This window comes from Pseudomonas sp. (genome assembly GCF_017744435.1).
Classification (GTDB): domain Bacteria; phylum Pseudomonadota; class Gammaproteobacteria; order Pseudomonadales; family Pseudomonadaceae; genus Aquipseudomonas.
Genome location: NZ_JAGIBG010000006.1, coordinates 138,348 through 155,173, shown reverse-complemented (window position 1 = coordinate 155,173; position 16,826 = coordinate 138,348). Strand labels below are relative to the sequence as shown.

16 protein-coding genes and 1 tRNA gene are annotated in these 16,826 nt (G+C 62.2%); 6 read left to right on the top strand and 11 right to left on the bottom strand.

Features of this window, described 5'->3' with window-relative positions:
- Window positions 1–145: 145 nt before the first annotated feature.
- Window positions 146–1,867 carry a sulfate permease gene (sulP, locus tag J7573_RS06830; protein WP_294331276.1) on the bottom strand — a complete coding sequence of 574 codons (1,722 nt, stop codon included), beginning with the start codon at window positions 1,865–1,867 and terminating at the stop codon, window positions 146–148.
- 422 nt (window positions 1,868–2,289) lie between these two features.
- On the opposite strand from sulP, the gene J7573_RS06825 reads away from it, so the two are divergent.
- Entirely contained in the window at window positions 2,290–2,559 is a 270-nt protein-coding gene (locus J7573_RS06825; protein ID WP_294331273.1) for a hypothetical protein, read from the top strand.
- A 200-nt stretch (window positions 2,560–2,759) separates the two neighbouring features.
- Here the strand turns inward: J7573_RS06825 and ychF are convergent, their stop codons facing one another.
- The 10 genes from ychF to J7573_RS06775 all read right to left on the bottom strand — a co-directional run bounded on the left by ychF (window position 2,760) and on the right by J7573_RS06775 (window position 11,550).
- On the bottom strand, window positions 2,760–3,860 hold the full coding sequence (ychF, locus tag J7573_RS06820) for a redox-regulated ATPase YchF (RefSeq protein ID WP_110638402.1): 1,101 nt from the start codon (window positions 3,858–3,860) through the stop codon (window positions 2,760–2,762).
- Window positions 3,861–3,882: 22 nt separating this feature from the next.
- Complete coding sequence (gene pth, locus J7573_RS06815; RefSeq protein ID WP_009686183.1) at window positions 3,883–4,467, bottom strand: aminoacyl-tRNA hydrolase; 585 nt, start codon at window positions 4,465–4,467, stop codon at window positions 3,883–3,885.
- An 81-nt stretch (window positions 4,468–4,548) separates the two neighbouring features.
- A complete protein-coding gene (locus J7573_RS06810) occupies window positions 4,549–5,142 on the bottom strand; it encodes a 50S ribosomal protein L25/general stress protein Ctc (RefSeq protein ID WP_085673914.1) in 594 nt (197 codons plus the stop codon).
- Between the two features lie 120 nt (window positions 5,143–5,262).
- A complete protein-coding gene (locus J7573_RS06805; RefSeq protein WP_003247410.1) occupies window positions 5,263–6,204 on the bottom strand; it encodes a ribose-phosphate pyrophosphokinase in 942 nt (313 codons plus the stop codon).
- Between the two features lie 48 nt (window positions 6,205–6,252).
- Window positions 6,253–6,327 (bottom strand) — tRNA-Gln (locus tag J7573_RS06800).
- Window positions 6,328–6,348: 21 nt separating this feature from the next.
- A complete protein-coding gene (ispE, locus tag J7573_RS06795; RefSeq protein ID WP_294331105.1) occupies window positions 6,349–7,209 on the bottom strand; it encodes a 4-(cytidine 5'-diphospho)-2-C-methyl-D-erythritol kinase in 861 nt (286 codons plus the stop codon).
- A gap of 4 nt (window positions 7,210–7,213) precedes the next feature.
- Complete coding sequence (gene lolB, locus J7573_RS06790; protein ID WP_110638405.1) at window positions 7,214–7,831, bottom strand: lipoprotein insertase outer membrane protein LolB; 618 nt, start codon at window positions 7,829–7,831, stop codon at window positions 7,214–7,216.
- Window positions 7,832–7,835: 4 nt separating this feature from the next.
- Window positions 7,836–9,548, bottom strand: coding sequence for a tetratricopeptide repeat protein (locus J7573_RS06785; RefSeq protein ID WP_294331099.1), 1,713 nt, complete (start codon window positions 9,546–9,548; stop codon window positions 7,836–7,838).
- 528 nt (window positions 9,549–10,076) lie between these two features.
- A complete protein-coding gene (locus J7573_RS06780; protein WP_294331097.1) occupies window positions 10,077–11,051 on the bottom strand; it encodes a hypothetical protein in 975 nt (324 codons plus the stop codon).
- 10 nt (window positions 11,052–11,061) lie between these two features.
- Window positions 11,062–11,550 (bottom strand): type VI secretion system tube protein Hcp, encoded by a 489-nt coding sequence (locus tag J7573_RS06775; protein ID WP_294331094.1) that lies wholly within the window; start codon window positions 11,548–11,550, stop codon window positions 11,062–11,064.
- A gap of 471 nt (window positions 11,551–12,021) precedes the next feature.
- Between J7573_RS06775 and hemA the strand changes: the two genes are divergently transcribed.
- The 5 genes from hemA to murI are packed head-to-tail and all read left to right on the top strand — an operon-like array spanning window position 12,022 to window position 16,747.
- The gene (hemA, locus tag J7573_RS06770; RefSeq protein ID WP_110638411.1) at window positions 12,022–13,299 is read left to right on the top strand and encodes a glutamyl-tRNA reductase; all 1,278 of its coding nucleotides are present in this window, start codon (window positions 12,022–12,024) and stop codon (window positions 13,297–13,299) included.
- Complete coding sequence (gene prfA / locus J7573_RS06765; RefSeq protein WP_085673902.1) at window positions 13,296–14,378, top strand: peptide chain release factor 1; 1,083 nt, start codon at window positions 13,296–13,298, stop codon at window positions 14,376–14,378. The genes hemA and prfA overlap by 4 nt, the downstream gene beginning before the upstream one ends.
- Window positions 14,378–15,208, top strand: a complete 831-nt coding sequence (prmC, locus tag J7573_RS06760) for a peptide chain release factor N(5)-glutamine methyltransferase (protein WP_294331086.1) — start codon at window positions 14,378–14,380, stop codon at window positions 15,206–15,208. Before prfA ends, prmC begins: the two co-directional genes overlap by 1 nt.
- Window positions 15,202–15,957 carry a molybdopterin-synthase adenylyltransferase MoeB gene (locus J7573_RS06755; RefSeq protein WP_294331083.1) on the top strand — a complete coding sequence of 252 codons (756 nt, stop codon included), beginning with the start codon at window positions 15,202–15,204 and terminating at the stop codon, window positions 15,955–15,957. The genes prmC and J7573_RS06755 overlap by 7 nt, the downstream gene beginning before the upstream one ends.
- Entirely contained in the window at window positions 15,950–16,747 is a 798-nt protein-coding gene (gene murI / locus J7573_RS06750) for a glutamate racemase (RefSeq protein ID WP_294331080.1), read from the top strand. The genes J7573_RS06755 and murI overlap by 8 nt, the downstream gene beginning before the upstream one ends.
- The last annotated feature ends 79 nt before the right edge of the window (window positions 16,748–16,826 follow it).

Sequence of the window (16,826 nt, the reverse complement as noted above, 5' to 3'; positions counted from 1 at the left end):
GTGGATGCCTACCTGGCAGATACCGGGATTGACTGGAAGCCTTAGGTCCCCTGCACTGGCCTCTTCGCGGGTAAACCCGCTCCCACAGGGATAGTGTGATCCCTGTGGGAGCGGGTTTACCCGCGAAGAGGCCAGTGCAGGGGACCTAAGGCTTCCAGTCAATCCCGGTATCTGCCAGGTAGGCATCCACCGCCGCCCCGACCGTAGGGTGAAACGCCCGCTCACCCATATGCTCGAACAACTCGAAGCGCTTCATCTTGTCCTTCACCGGGTCTTTCATTTCGGCAAACTGCAGTTCCACCCCCCGAGCCTCCAGCGCCCGATCCAGCTCGGCGAGCATGTCCGCCGATGTGATATCGATGCTGGTCACCGGTTCCGCCGCAATCACCAGCCGCTGCACCGGGGTCGGTGACTCATCCACCGCCGCCAGCACCGTGCCCTGGAACTGCTCGGCGTTGGCGAAGAACAGCGGTGCATCCCAGCGCAGCAGCACCAGCCCCGGAATCCGCCGCGCCTGTGGATAACGCATCACGTCATGGTAGCCACGGGTGCCATCGACTCGCCCGAGTACGGCGTAATGCGGCCGCCAGCCGTCCCACAGGAATTCGATCACCGATATCGCCACGGCAATGCAGATCCCCGGAATGGCGCCGAACACCGCGACGCCGACGAAGCAGGTGAACGACAGCCAGAACTCCCATTGCTGCATGCGGAAGATGCGTTTGAGGTCGGCGAACTCGAACAGCCCTAACGCCGCGGCGATCACCACCGCAGCCAAGGCGCTGTTGGGCAGGTGCTGCATCAGGTTGGGCGCGACCAGTAGCAACAGGGTCACCGCCAGCGCGCCGATGATGCCGGTGAGCTGGGTTTTCGAGCCGGCCGCCTCGGCCACCGGTGTGCGCGACGAACTGCTGCTGATCGGGATGCCCTGGAACAGGCCGGAGGCCAGGTTGGCCACGCCCAGGCCGAACATTTCCTGGTTCGGGTTGACGGGCGTTTTAAGGCGCGCGGCATAGGAGCGCGACAGCACGCTGGTATCGGCGAACGACACCAGCGCCACGGCAATCCCGCCCAGTACCACTTCGACCAGGTCGATGTCGCTCACCCACGGGAAGACGAAGCTGGGCAGGCCCTGGGGCAACTGGCCGAGTACCTTGACGCCCATCTGGTCGAGGTTGAACAGGCTTACGGCAAGCGTTGCCAGCACCACGGCGATGAGGATGCCCGGCAGGCGCTTGAAGGGTTTGAGCACCAGGATCAGCACCAGGCTTCCGGCACCGACGATGAAGCTTGGCCAGTGCCCTTGGCCGGCGAACAGCGCCTGGCCAAGGTGCCAGAGGTCGCGCAAGGGCCCCTCGCTATCGACTTTGATGCCGAACAGCTTGGGCAGCTGGCTGATCAGCACGGTGAGGGCGATACCGTTCATGTAGCCATAGCGGATCGGCTTGGACAGCAGTTCAGTGATGAAGCCCAGGCGCAGCAGCCCGGCAATTACGCAGAAGGCGCCGGCCACCAGGGCCATCAGGCTGGCAATGGCGATGGCGCGCTGCGGGTCGCTGGCGGCGTACTGCACCACCACCGCGAGGATTGGCGCGGCCAGCGCCGAGTCCGGGCCGAGCACCAGGATGCGGCTGGGGCCGAACAGAGCATAGGCCAGCAGCGGGATGATGGTGGCGTACAGGCCGTAGATGCCCGGTACCCCGGAAGCTTCGGCGTAGGCGATGCCGACCGGCACCAGCATGGTGGTCAGCACCAGGCCGGCGGCGATGTCCTTGGGCAGCCAGGCGGGCTGGTAGTGCAGCAGGGTGGCCAGGCCGGGGAGCCAGCGTTGCCAGTCGAAGCGGGGAGGGGGCGGCGTTTCATGCATGAACGAAGCTCCTGGGCGGAGGGCGCATGAACCGCTTGGGTGCCCCTCTGAAACACAGCTTAGATGCAGAAATCTGGGGCTGCGAAGCAGCCCCGGCAATCCCTCAGGTGTAAGAGAATTCCGAACATGAAACCAAATGCTTCAGTTCAAGATAGCTTGGGAATTATCCTACGCACGCCGCTGCCGTTTCTCTGTTGTGGATGTAGGGCATCAGGGCTAATTTCCCCGGGTCGTCGTGGTTTGACGACCGGGTGTGAGAGCCCGGCAGTGCATCGTGCCAGTGTCATGGCAGCCGTTCGTGGGCAGGCTTCGGCCTGGCCGGAATTCCGATGTTCGCCGGTCTCTCACCCCGCGTTCGGCTGCCACCCTGATTCTGTGAGAGGAAGTGGGTGATAGCTCCGTACTCTGAACTCGGAGAAATCATGATGAAGAAGCTTGTTCCCGATCCACCCGCCAAAGTTGCCTCCCACTCGTTCTACACCATCAACAAAGACATGCCCTCACCCGAAGCACTGCTCTATGTCGTTCAGTTACTACGCGGAATTGAAGACACCCTCGACGAATACATCTGCGGCAATGCCGGCGAGCCGGGTATCGGCATGCTGGTCAACAGTGTGCATAACGTGCAGATGGGGAGGGCGTTGGCCGAGTTGGTCCTGACCCGGGAGGCAGGGGAGATTACCTGGCATTAAGGCCGAGAAGGGGATGCTGGAAGTCGCCACGACCTTCCAATTTGTGACGCAGTGGGTCACAGATCGATACTGACTCGGGAGGCGGGGGAGATCACCTGGCATTGATGCCAGAAGTTGCGGAAGGGCATGTGTGCCCCCACAAAACAAAACCCCTTGAAGCCATGGGCCTCAAGGGGTTTGTCAGTACTGCAGACTGCCGCTTAGACGTTGAAGCGGAAGTGCATCACGTCGCCGTCTTTGACGATGTAGTCCTTGCCTTCCAGGCGCCATTTACCGGCTTCCTTGGCACCGCCTTCACCCTTGAACTGGATGAAGTCGTCATAGGCCACCACTTCGGCGCGGATGAAGCCTTTTTCGAAGTCGGTGTGGATCACGCCAGCGGCCTGCGGGGCGGTGGCGCCGACGCGTACGGTCCAGGCGCGGACTTCCTGCACGCCGGCAGTGAAGTAGGTCTGCAGGTTGAGCAGCTCGTAACCGGCGCGGATCACGCGGTTCAGGCCAGGCTCTTCCAGGCCCAGGGCCTCGAGGAACATGTCCTTCTCTTCACCGTCTTCCAGTTCGGCGATTTCCGCTTCGATCTTGTTGCACACCGGCACCACGACCGCGCCTTCTTCCTCGGCGATGGCCTTGACCACGTCCAGGTGCGGGTTATCTTCGAAGCCGTCTTCGGCGACGTTGGCGATGTACATCACCGGCTTGCTGGTCAGCAGGTGGAAGCCACGGATGACGGCCTTTTCGTCGTCAGCCATGTTCTTCATCAGGCTGCGCGCAGGCTTGCCTTCGGTGAAGTGCGGAATCAGTTTTTCCAGAATCGCCTTCTGTGCCAGGGCGTCCTTGTCGCCACCCTTGGCGTTGCGGGCAACCTTCTGCAGTTGCTTCTCGCAGCTGTCGAGGTCGGCGAAGATCAGCTCGAGGTCGATGATCTCGATGTCGCGCTTGGGGTCGACGCTGTTGGAAACGTGGATCACGTTCTCGTCTTCGAAGCAGCGCACCACGTGGGCAATGGCGTCGGTCTCGCGGATGTTGGCGAGGAACTTGTTGCCCAGGCCTTCACCTTTCGACGCACCGGCCACCAGGCCTGCGATGTCGACGAATTCCATGGTGGTCGGCAGGATGCGGTTAGGCTTGACGATTTCCGCCAGCGCCGCCAGGCGCGCATCGGGCATCGGCACGATGCCGCTGTTCGGCTCGATGGTGCAGAAAGGGAAGTTCTCCGCCGCGATGCCAGACTTGGTCAGGGCGTTGAACAGGGTGGACTTGCCGACGTTGGGCAGGCCGACGATGCCGCAATTGAAACCCATGGGTATTCCCCTCTCTAGGAAATCAGGCCTTCTGGCTGTGCAGCTCGCGCATGGCCTTGGCGAAGTCGCCGGCCAGCACGTCCGGCAGCACGCCGAGGGCAAAATCGATGCTGGCGTCGAGCTTCTCCTGCTCGGCGCGCGGCGCGCGGCCCAGGACGAAGTTGGAGACCAGTTTGGCGTCGCCCGGGTGGCCAATGCCAAGCCGCAGGCGGTGGAAGTCGTTCTGGTTGCCGAGCTGCGCGATGATGTCGCGCAGGCCGTTGTGCCCCCCATGGCCGCCGCCGCGCTTGAGCTTGGCAACGCCCGGAGGCAGGTCGAGTTCGTCGTGTGCCACCAGGATCGCTTCCGGCTTGATGCGGAAGAAATTGGCCAATGCCGCCACGGCCTGGCCGCTACGGTTCATGTAGGTGGTGGGGATCAACAAACGAACGTCGTTGCCCTGATGGCTGAACTTAGCCGTCAGGCCGAAATATTTCTTGTCAGCGGTCAGCGATACACGCTGGGCGCTGGCAATGCGTTCAACGAAAAGAGCCCCTGCGTTATGCCGGGTCTGTTCGTATTCGGGGCCGGGGTTACCCAGGCCAACGATCAACTGGATGGCGGTCACGTCAGGGGCTCTTCCTTGGAGTTGGTGGGTTACAGGGCGCGGGGCGCACTGTAACCCGATCAACACCGGCGCGCGAGTGGATTACTCGGCAGCGCCTTCTGCTTCTGGAGCAACGCGTGGAGCGTGAACGTTGGCAACAGCTTTGTCATCACCGTGGGCCAGAGCTACGAACTCAACGCCTTTCGGAGCTTTCAGGTCCGACAGGTGGATGATGGCGCCGATTTCGGCCTTGGACAGGTCGACTTCGATGAACTCAGGCAGGTCTTTGGCTTCGCAGGAAACTTCGATCTCGGAAACAACGTGCGAGATTTCGCCGCCTTTCTTGACCGGAGCTTCTTCACCAACGAAGTGAACTGGAACCTTGGCGGTCAGCTTCTGGCCAGCAACGACGCGAACGAAGTCGGCGTGCATGATGAAGCCTTTGGCTGGGTGACGCTGCATGGCCTTGACCACGACGTTCTGCTTGGCGCCGTCGACGTTCAGTTCGATAACGTGGCTGAAGGCAGCTTCGTTTTCGAACAGCTTGGCGATTTCCTTGGCCACGATGGTCAGGGATTGGGCTTCTTTATCGCCACCGTATACAACGGCTGGGATGCTGGCGGAGTGACGCAGGCGGCGGCTCGCACCTTTCCCCAGGTCAGTACGCGCTTGGGCGTTCAGGATGAAATCAGTCATTTTGCTTCTCCAAAATAGCCTCCCGAAAGGCGTTTGCGACCAGCGCCAGACGGGGATGGCAAAAAAGCCCCGCCCCAACAAATGCTGGGGCGGGGCGCTTCACATCAACACGAGTCCCGCTTAGCGGAACATCGCGCTGATCGATTCTTCATTGCTGATGCGGCGGACCGCTTCAGCGACAACCGGTGCGATATCCAGCTGGCGGATACGGTCACAGGCTTGAGCAGCGGCGGACAGCGGAACGGTGTTGGTCACCACCAGCTCGTCCAGTACCGACTTCTCGATGTTCTCGATCGCGCGGCCCGACAGGACAGGGTGCGTGCAGTAGGCGTAAACCTTGGCAGCGCCGTGTTCTTTCAGGGCTTTGGCCGCGTGGCACAGGGTGCCGGCGGTGTCGACCATGTCGTCTACCAGGATGCAGGTGCGCCCTTCGACGTCGCCGATGATGTGCATAACCTCGGAGTGGTTAGCCTTTTCGCGGCGTTTGTCGATGATACCGAGGTCGACGCCCAGGGACTTGGCAACGGCGCGTGCGCGCACAACGCCACCGATGTCCGGGGAAACGATCATCAGGTTCTCGAAACGCTGGTCTTCGATGTCGTCGACCAGTACGGGCGAGCCGTAGATGTTGTCGACCGGGATATCGAAGAAGCCTTGGATCTGGTCAGCGTGCAGGTCGACGGTGAGAACACGGTCGATACCCACGACAGTGAGCATGTCAGCGACGACTTTGGCGCTGATGGCTACACGTGCCGAACGCGGACGGCGGTCCTGGCGGGCATATCCGAAGTAAGGAATCACGGCGGTGATTCGGGATGCTGAGGAGCGGCGGAAGGCGTCGGCCATCACTACCAGTTCCATCAGGTTATCGTTGGTCGGGGCACAGGTCGGCTGGATAATGAAAACGTCTTTACCGCGGACATTTTCATTGATCTCAGTGCTGATCTCACCGTCGGAGAATTTACCGACAGAGACGTCACCGAGAGGGATATGCAGCTGACGTACGACACGCCGAGCCAGATCGGGGTTAGCGTTCCCCGTAAAGACCATCATCTTGGACACGCGCAGTACCTGAAGGCTGAGGGTATACCTGGATGAGTATAAGGAAAATGGCAGGGGCGGCTGGATTCGAACCAACGCATGGCAGGATCAAAACCTGCTGCCTTACCGCTTGGCGACGCCCCTGTATCTGTTGCTTGCGAACGCTTATGCGCTCGACTTCTTGATCAGACTTTGCAGCTTGCGATGCAACATCGAAACATTGCTTCCTTTCGCCACAAACCCTGTTTGGGTCGCTGAAAGAAGGGCCAGAACTTTATCAGCTTCAGCTTTGCTTGGGAAGGCCCCAAACACACAACTTCCAGTTCCGGTTAGTCGAGCCTCTGTGAATTTACCCAATGAATTCAGCGCGTTGCGAACTTCTGGGTAATTCTGCTCTACCACCGGTTGGCAGTCATTTCGACTGTTTCCCTCGGGAACGGGGCGCATCTTAAGGGGGAGTGAATCACGTGTCAACTGCGGATGTGAAAAAATTTCTACTGTGCTGACAGACACTTGCGGCACCAGCACGACATACCAGGGCTCATCGGGGTCGACCGGAGTCAGTTGTTCGCCCACGCCCTGGGCAAAGGCGGCGTGGCCGCGGACGAACACCGGCACGTCGGCGCCCAGGCTCAGGCCCAGTGCGGCCAGGCGGTCTTCGTCCCAGTCCAGCTGCCACAGGTGTGCCAGCGCCAGCAGCGTGGTCGCCGCATCGGAGCTGCCGCCGCCGATGCCGCCGCCCATGGGCAGTACCTTGGTCAGCCAGATATCGGCGCCCAGCCGGGTGCCGGACTGTTCCTGCAATTTACGTGCGGCGCGCACGATCAGGTTGCTGTCGTGGGGCACCGCTTCGATTTCGGTGTGCAGGCGGATCACGCCGTCTTCGCGCAGGGCGAAGCTCAGCTCGTCGCCATGGTCGAGAAACTGGAACACGGTTTCCAGCTCGTGGTAGCCATCCGGGCGGCGGCCAATGATGTGCAGCCACAGGTTGAGCTTGGCCGGGGCGGGCAGGGTGAGTGTGTGCATGAAATCAGTGCCCCAGCTGGCGCGGTTGCCAGTCCTTGACCACCAGGGTCACGTCGAGGTCCTTGCCGTGCAGCTTCATGCGCTCCGGCAGCCAGTAGCCGTTCTGCTCGGTATAGCTCAGGTACTGGACCTGCCAGCCATCCTGGTCGAGGCTGGCCAGGCGGCTGTCGCCGTCCAGGGTCAGCTTGCTCTTGCTGTCGGGGGCGGGCAGGCCGCGTACCCACCAGACCAGGTGCGAGACTGGCAGCTGCCAGCCAAGCTGCTCTTCCAGCAAGGCTTCGGGGCTGGCGGCTTCATAGCGGCCCTGGTTGGCGACTTCCAGCACCACGCCGCCGGGGCGGCCGGTCAGGCGAGCAGCGCCGCGGCCGAGCGGGCCGGCCAGGCGGATGTCGTAGTAATCCTGGCGTTGCAGCCAGAACAGCGTGCCACTGCCGGAGTCGCGCGGTGCGCGGATGCCGACCTTGCCGTTGATCTGCCAGCCATCGAGGCTGCTCAACTGCTCTTTATGGGCGCGCCACTGCTGTGGGTCGCCGTGGCCTTGCAGGGCCTCACGGCTGCCGAAGCCGGCGCAGCCGGCCAGCAGGGCGATCAGGGTGAAGGTGATGCAATGGCGCAGAAACATGGCTTTAAAGAGTCTCGGATCCGGTCAGGCGCAGGATGGTCTTGCGCAGGATGGGGCTGTCGGCCTGGGCTTCGAAGCCCTTGGCCCAGACCTGGCGGGCCTCGCGGCGCTTGCCGTTGGCCCACAGGACTTCGCCCAGGTGGGCGGCCACTTCGTGGTCGGGGAAGCGGGCAAAGGCCTGGCGCAGGTAGGTTTCAGCCTCGTCGAGGTGGCCCAGGCGGTAGTTGATCCAGCCCAGGCTGTCGAGCACGGCAGGGTCGTCCGGGGTCAGCTGGTGGGCCTTGTCGATCAGTGCCTTGGCTTCGCTGTAGCGGGTAGTGCGGTCGGCCAGGGTGTAGCCGAGGGCGTTCAGCGCCATGGCGTTGTCCGGCTCGCGGGCGATGATGGCGCGCAGGTCTTTTTCCATCAGCGGCAGGTCATCGCGCTTTTCGGCCAGCATGGCGCGGGTGTAAAGCAGGTTGAGGTCGTCGGGGTAGCGGTTGAGGGCTTGCTGCAGCACCTGGTCGGCCTGGGCGTCCTTGTTGTTGTTGCTGTAGCTTTCCGATTCGATCAGGTAAAGCTGCACGGCGTAGTCAGGCTGCGCTTCGCGGGCCTCGGCGAGCAGACGCGAAGCCTCGGCGCCACGGCCGTTGGCGATGAGGATGTCGGCCTGGCGCAGTTGCGCCGGCAGGTAGTCCGGGCCGTTGCCGACCAGGGCGTACTCGCGCAGGGCCGCGGCCGGGTCATGGCGCTCTTCGGCGATGCGGCCCAGGTTCAGGTGGGCGGCGTCGACGTTGCTGTCGCGCTCGATCAGCTCGCGCAGGTAGACCTCGGCTTCATCCCAGTCCTTCATCTCCAGGCACACCAGGGCCAGGGAGTAACGCGATTCGTCGTCATCCGGGTACTGCTGGACCAGGCTGAGGAATTCAGCCTTGGCGTCGGCCATGCGGTCCTGTTCGACCAGGGTGCGCGCGTAGGTCAGGCGCAGGCGCTTGTCGTCCGGATTGTCGCGGATCGCCCCGCGCAGCAGTGGCAGCGCTTCAGGGCCACGATCCAGGCTCTGGAGCAGACGGGCGCGCAGCAGGATCGGGGCGATTTCGCCATTCTGCGTCGGGTGCGCTTCGAGCAGGTCGAGCGCCTCCTGGGCCTTGCCGTCCTGGTTCAGCAGCAGCGCCTTGCCGAACACCAGTTGGCTGTTGTCCGGGTACTTGACCAGCAGGCGGTCGAAGCTCTGCATCAGGCCGTCGCGGGTGCTCTGGTCGGTTTCGGCGGCGGACAGGGCGAGGAAGTCGAAGTGGGTGTCACCCTGGCCTTGCAGCACCTTTTCCATGTACGTCATGGAGTCGTCATAGCGGCCGGCACGGGCCAGCTGGATGGCGGCGGCGCGTTGGGCGTCGAGGTTCTCCGGGTCGTTCTTGGCCCAGATCAGCGCACTGTCCAGCGCCGGTTCGTCGGCGCCGAGGTACTCGGCAATCCGGTAGGCGCGCTCGGAGACGCCCGGGTCCTGGGTCTTCTCGGCCTGGTCGGCGTAGTTGGCCAGGGCGATGTCGAAGCGGTTGCGTTGGCCGGCCAATTCGGCCACCAGCAGGCTATAAAGCGTGTCTTGCGTGAACGACCCATACACCACGGGCTTCTTCGCCTCAGCCTCGGCGGCGGGAGGCTCGGCCTTTTGCGGGACCAGGCTCTGGCAGCCCTGGAGCAGGGCGAAGGCAAGCAGCAATGCGTAGGGTCTGTTCATAGAGAGGCTTAAAAAGACTAACCGGCGGTCGGAGCATGATGACACAAGCGCGGGGGCAAACCCACCTGCGAAGGTCGTGGTTTACAGCATGGTGGTGCTAGGTCGGACCGCGGGGTAGGTGAGAGGTTCGGTGGCGGGGATTGTCCCTTTGATTCGGTTATTGAGCTGGAAAGAGGAAGTGGGAAAGCACGAGCGCTGATAGCAGCGTCAGATGCAAGACCAGCAGACAAAGAAGAATGCATCGATGCTTTGCGGGGAAAGCCTTGACCTCCTCCGCGTTAGCGAGCCCTCGCCATATGAACAGTTTGGGGATTGCCAATACTACCGATATGGACCCAGTGCGTATTAGCTTTCCTGGCAGGCCGGCGTGCATGTAGATGTTTCTGTTGTCTATAATGTATTTGCAATTTGGTAGAAGCGACTCAAAAAACTCGGTGTGCTTATGAGCAATGTAGCACTGTACTAAGAGTGTGAGTGCCATGGGGATAATTATTAAAGCTCCTACTATCCCCGGATCCATGGTGGAGTTCACTTCAGGCTTTCTCGATATAGAAAATCGCCGAAGGATTTGCCCTTTTCTCCAGCGTAATCACCTGCATATTTTCCTCCTATGGCACCTCCCACAACCGCACAAGCAAGTGCACCTGTCCCGCCACTGGCAATGCCCAGAGCTGCGCACACCGCAGGGCCAATATATGCACCAGCATAACCTCCAGCGCTAGCGCCTACTAAACCACCGACTAGAGATGCTGTCTCGACGAACTGCGCTCTGCTGCATTCGTCCTCTCTCCCCAAGGTACAGGCCTTCTGAATCTCGAGTCCCGTAGCTCCCACTCCGAGCGCTACGCCGATATAGCTGCCATTCTTGATCAGGCGCGCAGCTTTGCCCACCCCGGCAACCTTATCCGCATACCCCGCAATTTCACCTGAATTCAAATAGCTTTTCGTGGAGATACCAAGCGTTCTCTTGATCGACCCTTTGTTTCGCAAGCTGGCACCAAATGCTGCCATTTTACTCAGCTGCTCATCCAGTCTGGCGAACAGTGCCGCGCGCTTGGCATAAAACTGATCCCGAGCCTTGAACGTCCCTGAACTCATGTGCTCCTGATACAGTTTTTCAATTTCCAACAATGTGTCCTGAATAGCCTTCAGGTGCCTGCTCCAGCCATCACTGACCACGCCCGCGCCCGTGCCGGCATGGGTGAGTAGACTTTTGAGCAATTCGAAATTATCCAGAAAAAACTCATCGGCACCTTGCCCGCTGCGCATCAGCCCCATGTGTGCCACGGCAGCCTTTGCCATCAGATACGCCTCCTGGCTGGTACACGACGGCGTGGACCAGTCACCGACTATGACCAGCTCGCCGCTTCTGACCACATTGTTGTAGATGTGTGCATTCAGAACGTCAAACTTGCTGGCCGAATGGCCACTGAGCGCAAGGCCGGCCTTGAGTGTGTGATAGTTCTGCATTTTGGGGTTGATGAACGCGCGGGCTTCGGTCATGGCGTTTTCCTCACGCGTACTTCTTGTTGCCGATACGATCCCACCCGCCAGCGATGTTGCCGCCGCCTGTGCCGTCGGCGCGTTTCTGTTGGGTATAGGTGGTCTTGATTCGGCCGTAATCGAGTTGCACCACTTCGATGGGCACCCCGTCGGCAGCGCTCTGGGTGTAATCGGCAATGATCACTTCTTCGAGAATGACCTCGTAATACTTGAGCTTGTCGCCGCCCGCACGACACAGAGCGAGTTTCACTTCTTTCAGATGTAGCCCTGCACAACTGGCCTCCATCAGTTTGCAACTGGCGCTGTCGAGAAACTTGGTGAATCTGAAGTTGCTGACGGCGGTGCGGCCTGAGGTCGCGCCACCGGCGGAGCTGGCAGTGGCTGAGGTACTTTGGCTTACGCCAAAGTCGTAGCCGGTAACTTCAATCCATTTGTTGTATTTTTCATCCAGGGCTTCGCCTGCGATTTCGTCGATTTGTATATATGCGTCAAAAGCCATGCTTACCTCTCCTTGGCAATCATTTATAGGGGATGTGCTGACGGGAAACTTGGCCCGGTCAGTGATTGGCAAGGCTAGGCAGCGATATCGATGAAGGCAATAGAGGGACATCTATTTGGGAAATAGACTACAAGAATGTGGGTAACTTCGGTTTGGATGTGTCGAAAAGTTTCATTGACAGGTGTTATTTGTAGGAAATATTACCCATTGGCTGTGCAACCCAAGGAGGTGAGCAGTCTGGTGAGGGAGGACTATCGTCAGAAATTGGCTAAGCCTGCTCTGGCCTCTTCGCGGGACAAGTCGGATCGCCGCACCGCCGCTCCTACAGGTTTCGTGCTTGCCCCGGTCGTGGGTAGGGGCACCTCGGAGGCCGGGCCGGCCAGGCCTATCACGACAATAGCGAACGGTGGTTGTTCTAAAACCTGCGAAAGAGGACAATTATCGGCTTCTCGTCACAACCAGCGACCTTGCATGGCCTTTCTTGCACTTGGTATCAACCATAAGACTGCCTCGGTAGACGTACGCGAGCGCGTGGCGTTTACCCCAGAGCAGCTGGTAGACGCCCTGCAGCAGCTCTGCCGACTGACCGCCAGCCGTGAGGCGGCGATCCTGTCGACCTGCAACCGTAGCGAGCTTTATATAGAGCAGGACCACCTGTCCGCCGATGCCGTTCTGCAATGGCTGGCCGCCTATCACCGGCTGAGCCTGGATGAGCTGCGCGCCAGCGCCTACGTCCATGAAGAACACGATGCCGTGAAGCACATGATGCGGGTGGCCTCCGGGCTCGACTCGCTGGTGCTCGGCGAGCCGCAGATCCTCGGCCAGATGAAGTCCGCCTATGCGGTGGCGCGTGAGGCCGGCACCATCGGCCCGCTGCTCGGGCGCCTGTTCCAGGCCACCTTCAGCGCCGCCAAGCAGGTGCGCACCGACACCGCGATCGGTGAAAACCCGGTTTCCGTGGCCTTCGCCGCGGTCAGCCTGGCCAAGCAGATCTTCAGCGACCTGGGCCGCAGCCAGGCCCTGCTGATCGGCGCCGGCGAAACCATCACCCTGGTCGCCCGCCACCTGCATGAACAAGGTGTGCGCCGCATCGTCGTGGCCAACCGCACCCTGGAACGGGCAAGCATTCTCGCCGAGCAGTTCGGTGCCCATGCCGTGCTGCTGGCCGACATCCCGCAGGAGCTGGCCAACAGCGATATCGTCATCAGTTCCACCGCCAGCCAGTTGCCGATCCTTGGCAAGGGCGCGGTGGAAAGCGCGCTGAAGCAGCGCCGGCACAAGCCGATCTTCATGGTCGATATCGCCGTGCCGCGCGATATCGAGCCGCAAGTGGGCGAGCTCGACGACGTCTACCTGTACACCGTCGATGACCTGCACGAAGTGGTCGCGGAAAACCTCAAGAGCCGCCAGGGCGCAGCCCAGGCTGCCGAGGAGCTGGTTTCGGTGGGCGCCGAAGACTTCATGCTGCGCCTGCGCGAACTGGCCGCCGTCGATGTGCTGCGCGCCTACCGCCAGCAGAGCGAGCGCCTGCGTGACGAAGAACTGCAAAAGGCCCAGCGCCTGCTGGCCAATGGCGGCAACCCCGAGGATGTTCTGGCGCAACTGGCCCGGGGCCTGACCAACAAACTCCTGCATGCCCCTAGCGTGCAGCTGAAAAAGCTCTCGGCCGAGGGCCGCCTCGATGCGCTGGCCATGGCCCAGGAACTCTTTGCCCTCAACGAGGGCTCGACGGACAAATCCCCGCAATGAAAGCGTCGCTGCTGAACAAACTGGAGATTCTCCAGGACCGCTTCGAGGAACTCACCGCGCTGCTTGGTGACGCCGAAGTCATATCCGACCAGACCCGCTTCCGCGCCTATTCCCGCGAATACGCCGAAGTCGAGCCGGTTTACGCCGCCTATAAAGAGTGGCGCAAGGTGCAGGACGACCTCGAAGGCGCCCAGGCGCTGCTCAAGGACGCCGACCCCGACCTGCGCGAGATGGCCGTCGAAGAAGTACGCGAAGCCAAGGAACAGCTGGTCGAGCTGGAGTCCAACCTGCAGCGCATGCTGCTGCCCAAGGACCCCAACGATGGCCGCAACGTGTTCCTCGAGATCCGCGCCGGTACTGGCGGTGACGAGGCGGCGATCTTCTCCGGCGACCTGTTCCGCATGTACTCGCGCTATGCCGAGAAGCGCGGTTGGCGGCTGGAGATCCTGTCCGAGAACGAAGGCGAGCACGGCGGCTACAAAGAGATCATTGCCCGTGTCGAAGGCGAAAACGTGTACGGCAAGCTCAAGTTCGAGTCCGGCGCGCACCGTGTTCAGCGGGTACCGGAAACCGAATCCCAGGGCCGTATCCATACCTCGGCCTGCACCGTGGCCGTGCTTCCCGAGCCCGACGAGCAAGCGGCCATCGAGATCAACCCGGCCGACCTGCGCGTCGACACCTACCGCGCCTCGGGCGCCGGCGGCCAGCACGTGAACAAGACCGACTCGGCAATCCGCATCACCCACTTGCCGACCGGCATCGTGGTCGAGTGCCAGGAAGAGCGTTCGCAGCACAAGAACCGCGCCCGCGCCATGTCCTGGCTGTCGGCCAAGCTCAACGACATGCAGACCAGCGCCGCACAGAACGCCATCGCCAGCGAGCGCAAGCTGCTGGTCGGCTCCGGTGACCGCTCCGAACGCATCCGTACCTACAATTATCCACAGGGGCGGGTGACCGATCACCGCATCAACCTGACCCTGTACTCCCTCGACGACATCCTTGCCGGTGGCGTGGAGGCCGTGATCGAACCGTTGCTGGCCGAATACCAGGCCGACCAACTGGCAGCCCTGGGGGACTGATGACCATCATTGCCAGCCTCCTGCGCAACGCGCAGCTGCCGGACTCGCCCAGCGAGCGCCTGGACGCCGAACTGCTGCTGGCTGCCGCCATCGGCAAGTCGCGCAGCTTCCTGCACACCTGGCCCGAGCGCATCGTCAGCAGCGAAGATGCCGAGACCTACGCCAGCTACCTGCAGCGCCGCCGTGCCGGTGAACCGGTGGCCTACATCCTGGGGCAGCAGGGCTTCTGGAAGCTCGATCTGGAAGTGGCGCCACATACGTTGATTCCCCGTCCGGATACCGAACTGCTGGTCGAAACTGCGTTGGAGCTGCAGCCCGCATCGCCAGCCAAGGTCCTCGACCTGGGCACCGGCACCGGCGCCATTGCCCTGGCCCTGGCCAGCGATTGCCCGGCCTGGCAGGTGACGGCCGTGGACCGCGTCGAAGAGGCCGTGGCCCTGGCCGAGCGCAATCGCCAGCGTCTGGGCCTGGGCAACGTCCAGGTGCTGGCCAGCCATTGGTTCGGCAGCCTGGCCGGGCAGCGTTTCGACCTGATTCTCAGCAACCCGCCGTACATCCGCGCCGAAGACCCGCACCTGGTCGAAGGCGACGTGCGTTTCGAGCCCAGCAGTGCGCTGGTGGCCGGTACCGATGGCCTCGATGACCTGCGGGTGATCGTCGCCCAGGCGCCTGAGCACCTGCTGCCCGGTGGCTGGCTGTTGCTCGAGCACGGTTACGACCAGGCTACGGACGTGCGTGACTTGCTGAGCGCGCAAGGCTTCACCGAGGTGGCCAGCCGCAAGGACCTGGGTGGCCATGAGCGTATTTCACTGGGGCGCCTGCCATGCTGAGCGATCAGGAACTGTTGCGTTACAGCCGGCAGATCCTGCTGGCCCAGGTGGACATCGACGGCCAGTTGCGGCTCAAGCACAGCAAGGCATTGATCGTCGGCCTCGGCGGCCTCGGCTCGCCGGTGGCGCTGTACCTGGCGGCTGCGGGCGTGGGGGAGCTGCACCTGGCTGACTTCGACACCGTTGACCTGACCAACCTGCAACGCCAGGTCATCCATGACAGCGACAGCGTCGGCATGAGCAAGGTGGATTCGGCGCTGCAGCGGCTGCAGGCGATCAACCCCGAGATCGCGCTGGTCGCCCACCGCCAGGCACTGGACGAAGACTCCCTGGCCGCCGCCGTGGCAGCGGTCGACCTGGTGCTGGACTGCTCCGACAACTTCGGTACCCGCGAGGCGGTCAATGCGGCCTGCTTCGCGGCGGGTAAGCCGCTGGTGAGTGGCGCGGCGATCCGCCTGGAAGGCCAGTTGTCGGTGTTCGACCCACGCCGTGACTCCAGCCCTTGCTACCACTGCCTGTACGGCCACGGCAGCGAAGACGAGCTGACCTGCAGCGAAGCCGGCGTGATCGGCCCGCTGGTGGGGCTGGTGGGTAGCCTGCAGGCACTGGAGGCGATGAAGCTGCTGGCCGGCTTCGGCGAACCGCTGATAGGCCGCCTGCTGTTGATCGATGCCCTTGGCACGCGGCTGCGTGAGCTGCGGGTCAAGCGTGATCCGGCCTGTGCCGTGTGCGGCAAGCGCGATGGCTGAGCGCTCGGCGCCGGTCGGCGTGATGGACTCGGGGGTCGGCGGTTTGTCGGTGCTCGCCGAGATCCAGCGCCTGCTGCCCAACGAGTCGCTGCTCTATGTGGCCGATTGTGGTCATGTGCCCTATGGCGAGAAGTCCCCGGACTACATCCGCCAGCGCTGCCGGCGCATCGCCGAGTTCTTCCAGGCGCAAGGTGCCAAGGCGATGGTCCTGGCCTGCAACACCGCGACCGTGGCTGCGGTCGCCGACCTGCGCGAGTTGTATCCCGACTGGCCCCTGGTCGGCATGGAGCCGGCGGTCAAACCTGCCGCTGCCGCCACCCGCTCGGGCGTAGTCGGCGTGCTGGCCACCACGGGCACCTTGCAGAGTGCCAAGTTTGCCGCCTTGCTCGACCGCTTCGCCAATGACGTGCAAGTGGTCACCCAGCCCTGCCCGGGGCTGGTCGAGCGGATCGAAACCGGTGACCTTGGCAGCCCGCAGTTGCGCCAGTTGCTGCAGGGGTATGTGCAGCCACTGCTGGCTGCTGGCTGCGACACGTTGATCCTCGGCTGCACCCATTACCCGTTCCTGCGTCCGCTGCTGGCGCAGATGGTGCCTGCCGATGTGGCCATCATCGATACTGGTGCCGCCGTAGCGCGCCAACTGCAACGCCTGCTGGCCGCACGGGGCCTGCTGGCCGACGGGCCTGCCCGCGACGCAGCATTCTGGAGCAGCGCCGAACCCCAGTCCCTGCGAAAAATCCTGCCAGTGCTGTGGCATAAGTCGGACAGTGTGCAAAGCTTTCAGTTGTAAAAAAAACGTGAAATACAGCTGAACTATCGTTGCATCGCCGATTTCTACCGATTTGCCTGATACAAGGCGAACACTCATA